The organism is Yoonia sp. R2-816, assembly GCF_046762905.1.
In the GTDB taxonomy this organism is placed as follows: Bacteria; Pseudomonadota; Alphaproteobacteria; order Rhodobacterales; family Rhodobacteraceae; genus Yoonia.
On record NZ_JBKQXN010000105.1, the window covers coordinates 1 to 7,616 of the forward strand.

At 50.8% G+C, this 7,616-nt stretch carries 5 protein-coding genes; 2 read left to right on the forward strand and 3 right to left on the reverse strand.

From position 1 onward, the window contains the following. Window positions 1–271: 271 nt before the first annotated feature. Both ACFWW2_RS01910 and ACFWW2_RS01915 read left to right on the forward strand, forming a co-directional pair. A complete protein-coding gene (locus ACFWW2_RS01910; protein ID WP_393925672.1) occupies window positions 272–1,285 on the forward strand; it encodes an IS110 family transposase in 1,014 nt (337 codons plus the stop codon). A 463-nt stretch (window positions 1,286–1,748) separates the two neighbouring features. Further along, entirely contained in the window at window positions 1,749–3,170 is a 1,422-nt protein-coding gene (locus tag ACFWW2_RS01915; protein WP_393925673.1) for a caspase domain-containing protein, read from the forward strand. A gap of 129 nt (window positions 3,171–3,299) precedes the next feature. Here ACFWW2_RS01915 and ACFWW2_RS01920 read toward each other — a convergent pair whose 3' ends face one another. The 3 genes from ACFWW2_RS01920 to ACFWW2_RS01930 all read right to left on the reverse strand — a co-directional run. After that, window positions 3,300–5,753, reverse strand: coding sequence for a DUF4238 domain-containing protein (locus ACFWW2_RS01920; protein WP_393925674.1), 2,454 nt, complete (start codon window positions 5,751–5,753; stop codon window positions 3,300–3,302). Window positions 5,754–6,199: 446 nt separating this feature from the next. Further along, entirely contained in the window at window positions 6,200–6,694 is a 495-nt protein-coding gene (locus ACFWW2_RS01925) for a hypothetical protein (RefSeq protein WP_393925675.1), read from the reverse strand. Between the two features lie 573 nt (window positions 6,695–7,267). Next, window positions 7,268–7,616: helix-turn-helix domain-containing protein (locus ACFWW2_RS01930; protein WP_393925676.1), on the reverse strand; the 349-nt coding region annotated here is incomplete at its 5' end.

Sequence of the window (7,616 nt, forward strand, 5' to 3'; positions counted from 1 at the left end):
GCGAATGCTGCTGAGATCAACGAACCGATCAATCGCACGCAGCAGGTGATCTTGCGGGACGTGATCTTCAAGCGAGAACTCATAGAACAAGGCCGCCTGCGCTTCCTGCTTCGGTCCCATCATCGCAATCAACCTCCAGTACGAATACCGAAATTGAATCAGCGCTCAGCTCGCCAAACAAGCTGAGTTTTTCAACATGGCGTAATCAGGATCGGCACACTGCAGCCCCTGCTATTCTTGATGTTCATATCGCTGAAAAGGAGACTGACCGATGGATTATTTTGCTGGGTTAGATGTGTCGATGGAAGAGACACACATCTGTGTTCTTGATCGTGAAGGGGTTCTCATTCGGGAAGGCAAAGCTGCCTCGACACCCAGGGCGATTGCAGACTTTCTCGCCAAAGGACCAATATGTGTCAAGGTTGTGTTTGAGACCGGACGCATGGCCCCAATGCTTTTCCACGGGCTGACAGGACTGGGGATTCCGGTGGTCTGTATCGAAAGCAGGCAAGCCTATCAGGCCCTCAAATCGCTGGCCGGGCACAAGACAGATCGCAATGATGCACGTGGGTTGGCACATCTGGCGAGAACAGGGTTCTACAAACCGACCCATGTTAAATCCCTATCCGCTCATGCGATCCGGTCGCTGATCGCGGCCCGCAAGAAGCTGGTCGGGCAGCGCGTGACCATCGACAATCAGATCCGAGGGCTGGTCGTCGTATTTGGCGTGCGCCTCCCTCGGGCACTGTCGCCCGCATTCAAAGACGCGGCGCTAAAGATCAGCGATGGCGTTCCTGGTTTGCATGCCGCGTTGTGCGGCCTGTTTGCAGCGCGCGAAGCGATATTGTCGGCGGTCTCAGCAATCGACAGAGACATAAAGGCTATGACCCGCAAATCAAAGGTCTGTGCGCGTCTCATGACAGTGCCGGGGGTCGGCCCGATAACGGCGTTGGCATTTGCTGCAGTAATTGATGATCCGGCACGTTTTAGACGTTCGCGAGATGTAGGCCCCTATCTCGGGCTGGTTCCCAAACGCCACCAATCCGGCGAGGTGGACTACACCGGCAGCATCTCAAAACGCGGCGACGTGCGCGTCCGAACGCTGCTTTATGAGGCCGCAAATGTGATGCTGACGCGATATGCGGCACCGCTGAAACTCAAGTCATGGGCGCTCGCGATCGGTGCGCGGTCAACGATGCGAAAAGCGCGCGTGGCACTGGCAAGGCGACTTGCAATCATCCTGCACGCCATGATGCGCGATCAAACCGAATTCCAGGTAACGTAACTAAACCCTGAACAACAGAGGATTCCTACATCACAGTTCCCATAAGGGAAGACGCCCGAGGGAGGGCGTGGAACATGGCGCCGATTTTGTAGCGACAGAGTAGACTAACAATCTGATCGCGGTTTCAACCTTGCCGATCCACACCCAGCCAACCCCATCATGAGCCCGCGAGCTCGAAGAGAACCAAGGCAACCTCAGACGTCAGAAAAACACAAAAGTGAAAACGAACATTGACAGATTAGAGAACAAAATCGGCCCTATGCGGACCTTCGACAAACAGTCAGAATTCTGCTGTTGCAGCCCGCATTCACGACATTCGTAGGAGTCGATTTGTCCTTGATTGGGTGGCTAAGATGGAACATAGGGCTAGCGCTTAGGTGAAATGGACGGCAAGACGGTTGCATTTCTTGGAGCGGTTAGCCCACGTTAACAGCACAAGCGCAAGTCGGAGGTAGACAGTCAATTGAGTCAGAACATTGCATTACTTATTGGGAACACAGAATATCAATCGTTAGGAGCTCTAGAAGCATGCAGGAACGATGTGGAACAGCTCCACAAGCTTCTTAGCGATACGCAGAAATTTAGTCAGATCATCGAATTCATTGACCTACCAGTATCCGACGTAAAAGATGCTGTCCGCAAGTTATCCGAGGAAAATGAAGAGTGCCAGGAGGTTTTCCTCTATTTCACGGGTCATGGGCATTCCAATACTGACGAATTTTTTATGTGCTTTGAGGGTTTCAGGGAAACATCACCTAATACCACTGGCATATCACATACGGAGGCTCTTAGCTTACTTCGGCAGTTCCAAGCGCAGCTGACAGTGGTGGTGATTGATGCATGCGAGGCGGGTAAACGATTGATAAAATCAGATGCTTCCCCGCTTGCAGTGGCCAAAAAATCAAGCTTCTCTAATTTCGTTCAGTTTGCATCTTGTACCGAAAATCAGAACTCTACAGCGTCAAAGAAGATCAGCCGCTTTACAGACGAGTTTATCAAAGCCTGCCTGCAGAAGACAGATGGTCCACTCTACTATTCCGATGTAGAGAACGGGCTACGCGATGCCTTCTTGAACAGCACAGCTCAAACACCGCATTTTACCAGGCAAGGCACAGCGCAAGAGAAGTTTTGCGACGATGCAGCCCGTTTGTTGGGTTTCCGAAAATCCTATCTTGGCATTGGTACGGGCGCGATCCCAGACACGAAGGAGACCCAGCCTACAAAGGACACATTCGCTTTGGCAAAGGCAGTGATTGAAAAGATTGAAGAAAAGGTACCTGAGAAGGAAGAAGCGCAAACCTTCATAGATAGCGTTATCGACTCCACGTTGGAACTAGCGAAGCTGTCACCAGAAGCCTTTGAATTTTTCGAGTCTAGGGTAGTGAGGTATGACGACTTTGACAAAGTGCAGAACAAGCGCTCTGTAGTAAATTTGCTGAACAGGCGTGTTGGCTCAGATTGCTTTGTCGAAAGCAATGTTGAAAGAAAAAAACGGCGTCAACCCTTTGGTGGTCTTGCACTTAATGCTCTCGCTGCATTCTCAACGCCAGAGGAGTACGACGAGACATTTGATCTCTACAACCGTTGTGATCTAAAAAATGTGCATGTTGGGATTTACTTTGAGCCCCAGTTTATGGCACTCAATCGCCCTTTTTCAGAGATAGTTTTTCTACCTCGCCTAACTGAGTGCTTGATATTGACCTGTAATTCGAAAGAGCGAAGAACCGGGTGGGGTTCGTTTCACGAATACCAAGGCTCAAAGTCGTGGGACTGGTCGCATCACAGCTGGGACGAAGATCCCGCGAAAGTGGCCGCTGATTATGTGGCTGATCCAATCGACTACGTCCGGAACTACATATTATCGTTCAGCCAAAATGAGGATTAAGTGCGCAGCCGATGCATGTTTCTTGAAATGCCGTGCCATTTCTACGTCCCATGAAAGTTAATCAGATCGGCTTGAGCACAGCGCTCCACGCCTACTCCGACTGTGGAGGAAGTTCACTTTGATCTACGTTCACCAGGAGCGATCTTGACCTAGAGAAATATCACCACTCTTTTTCAGATAGAGAGCCATAGGCACGCTCTGCATGTGGTGTTCTGAGCTGGACATCAAGAGGAGTCGATTGATCGTACTGTCATAGATTCCACCGCTGGGGAAAGCGCACTCAACATGAACATTTTGACGAAGATAGTCCGTCTGTTCTACGGCTTGCATGTAGACGTCTTGTCCCTTCACGCAACTTGCCAAAAGGTGTTTCTCAAAGTTGGGCTTTTGACCCCTTTGTTCCACTCTCGAAAGATAAGAAAATAGCTTTCGGAGCAGATTTACATGAGGCTGGGGCATCTTTTTTTGCTGCCATTCAGCTACCTCGATGGGGTGCTGAAGCAACGGTAGTGGAGAAGATTCAAGAACATCTGCCACGTCATTGAGATGTTGTACCACCTGTTTTCCACGTGCTTGAATTGCAAACTTGAGTTCGTTCCACCGCACCACATTGTCGGTCACGATGGTTGCCCCTGTTGCCTGTGCCAAGTACATCGACATCTCGAAGTTGGGTGCAAGTTTGAACATTTGAAGTTGTCCGTTTTCCTCACCCTGCAACGTCGGTTCCGTTTGCAAAACTGCATAGGGATCTTGCTCCTTCATCACTTTCAACGAACTTAGAACTGCCTCGACTTCTTCGTCCGAAAACTCCGGCGAGAGTCGCTTTATCTGCGCTCGTTGCCCTTCCTCGGAAATCTGGAAAAGACTGCGTTTCATTTCCTCTTCTTGAAACGCACGCATCTCTTCATCGACCTCCATAATTGGCCGGAGCAATCGTCCGCGGTCTTCGGCCAAACGCATAGTTTGGTCGCGCAGATTGTAGTCGAAGTCCCAAGGATCTGGATAAAGGTTCACCAAGCCCATATCGATTAGCGGCATGAGTTGAAACATCATGAGGATGCTCTTGAGTACTTCCTGGCGATAAGCCTGGGGGTGTTTGACGGGGTTAAACTTCTCATTCAACGCGCGTGGGTTCACGAAAGGATGCTGAACCAGAAGTTCATCAAACAATAGCGAGCTGCCGAGTGCCGCCTCTGCGATTTTGCTTGGGTGCAGCATGCCAGTGTACACAGCGCGTGAGGTGCCGTCGGGCTTTGGTAAGAGCGCCAACAAGTCCGTTTCCAATGGCCACAACGCTTCGTACACCGAATATATTTTGATGATTTTCTCGTCAGTGATGTTGCGACGAACATTCGTCCAGTCTGTATCCGGTCGAAGTTCCAAAATGTTCTCGATGCCTCGGAACAGTGCCTGGTTTCGCTCGCGAATACTCATCTGATCCCAGGCAGGGCGCAAGTGGTCCGGCTTCGCTTTGCAGCAATCTCCAAAGGATTTACCTGAACCGCAACCGCACGAACTACCTGACCGGAGCCTCCCCTTGGGAGGTTTAACTTTCAAAAACTCTCGTTCCTTCTCTCCGCGTCCAAACTCATCCTGATAGACGACCTCGCCGCTTTCCAACTTCACAAAGGTTTCACCACCAAAATGGAACAGTTCGTCAGATGGAGGCAACAACACCTGCCCAGCTGCCCTCCACTCCTTAGTTCCTATGATTGGGTGGGGCAGCCATTCCTTTTTGCCAGCAGCGACATATCGAAGGGCACGTGAACGTATGATCTGATTTACGGCCTTCACCTCGGCCGATTCTAGCGCACGGCTTTTTATGAAAGAGTCTGTTCGCACCATCGAATTGCGAAACCGCCCTGCAAAGGTCCGTTTCTGCATCGGATCGCAATCATGATCTTGGGCGAATTCTAGGTTCGTCAGGATCAAGCAGTGATCGCGATCAAGTGGAAAGATGGTTTGGGTGCCCTTAAGTTCGATGCCGGGGTCGACAATCTCAGTATTCAGTTTTGATCCAGGAAAAGCAGCCTGATTAAAAACCGTCACTGGATGGTCAGAGATTATGAATTTGATTTCCGAGTCGCGCGCAGAAACGATCTCTCTGACGCCTTCCGTCCAAATTGTGCAATGCATCATTCGCAGAGCTTGCATTTCCATCATAAGCTCATTTTGGGAAAGCGCAGGATACTGAGAGCGGAGCCAAGCCAAGCCTTTGGGTGTGCGTAGCTTCTGAGTGTCAATGTACTCAAAAAGACCCATGAAATTCTTATGGCACTCTGCAGGTTGTCCTTCGGCGAAGGCTCTGACTGCTATCGCACCACGCGTATCTACATCTCCAAAAAGCTTTCTCTCGATTTCGTCGTTTACCGTCATTCCGAAGAACGTTGAGTATAGGTCTCTTTTGACGAACGCCCGCGAAGGCGGCGCATTGTGTAAGTTTTTCTTGAAGCCTCTCGTGCCGTCGGAACGGATGAATTGCTCCGGCGAAAGATCGAGATAAGCCAAGGTGGTCTCACCCGGCTCCCAAAATCCTTTTTGGTACCATTCGGGAACATAGTGATTGTTTCGCGTCTTTGACATAACACCAGATATGGTGCCTAAGTGCGCCGCCGACAATGGTCATCGCAGCTTGGAAAGGCAATATGCCTAGCGAGCGGCCGGTCAAATCTATCCGGGGCAAAAGATGCTAGATGCATTGCCGATATTGAATGTCCGCTTTCACAGCCCGCAATGTCTCCCGCTGCACCTGCAGCGAATGACCGGACTCCGCCGGCCCTTCTGGGGGCTCACTGATCATTGACCTGTTAGATCGGGTCCGCTTTGGGCTCCCCTGCCGAATGCGACTGTAGCGCTCAGTTGGAGCGGCAATAACCGATAAGGGCCATCCACCGCCATTTTAGAACACCACTTTGAGGCCTGCATTTGCGCTAAGGGCGCTGGTGTCGCCAGCGTTGCTAAGCCCGGTGGCATAGGAGGCTTCGCCAAACAGATCCACACGGTCGGTCAGGGCATACCCACACAGAAAGCTATTTTTGTACTTTATCCTCGATCATCTTGACTAAACCGGGGACCACCTGCCGCAAAGGTCTGCGCATCTCTGCGATGTCAGCTTTATCGCACAACTCGCTTGCGCCGAACGAAAGCGCTGCGTCTTTCAAAGTGGAACATGCTTTATCCCATGGATCTGCAAGAAATGGTGTACCGTCGTCCTCATAGGCATACGCCTTTTCCGCGTCCACCTTCCCAGCTTGATTGAATATGACTCTCGATATCAACAGTAGGCCGGATCCTATCGGTGAATCACCTAGTGACCGGCCAATACTCAAAACGTTATCAAAATCTTTGATGTATCCATCTCTGGAATTTCCGTTCTGTTTGATCCACCTTTGCCATACCTTGGAGTTTGTCGCAGGTGCGTCTCTTCCCCTTAGTTTTGATAAGGATTGCGCCTGCTTCAGCGTCATTTTCTGGGCAAATTCTATGATATCAACTACACCGGTATCGGTTTCGCCGAAGACCATGAAGGACGGCAAACTCTCTAACACTTTGATAGCACTACATCGCGTATAGTTGCCTCTATGGCCCTGCGGCCTAATCGGCTTTAGGGCATGCACCTTCCACAAACTGATGGGCCAATTCGGAATAGTCATAGTTCGAAGATCATGGTCGACAATGTGCCAAGGCGGAGCTGCAGTCTTGTTGTCTAGTATGAAACCGGGCGCTAGGTCGGGCGCGCTAATGTCGGTAGTCTCCGTCAGTCCCAAATAACCGATGACCCCGTGGTTCACAGTTTCATCAGGCGCGTCGAATGTACGTCTTGCAATATTGCTTAAGTACCTGAAAATCATGAATCACCCCTTCATGCACTGTTACCAATGAAAGGCCATAACTTGAAGATCATCCGCGCTCTACCTGCTCACGAGAAAGGCAACAGGTTATTGAAAGCTGCCATTGGCGCAGACGCAGCGAAAGCACACTTTGTCCCGCACGTCACACGGTAGCGTAGACAGATGTGAACAACGGCTTTGACAAGAAAGGCAGTCAAAACCTGACGTTTGTATCACCGGCGCAAAGGATCGTTTTCGCCGCAATGCTTAGACATTTACTTTTCGCCGCAGGGACGATGGTGGTCTGCCGTAAAGCGCCTTGAACACATCATTGAAGCGGCGGACGCTCTGAAATCCGGCTGCGAACGCAATTTCAGATAGGGCCATATTTCCGGCATCAATCATCCGCTTTGCGCGTTGCACGCGTGCGGTCGCCGCGACTTGGCTAGGACTCGCACCCGCATGTTTAGCAAACAGCCGCGAAAGGTGACGTGATCCGATGCCGAGCTTATCTGCGAGATCATTGACGTTGTTTGCATCTAAAAACCCATCTTCGATCATTCGTAATGCACGTCCCACTGTGGTCGCTGTCCCAAGCCACGCGGGACTGCCGGGT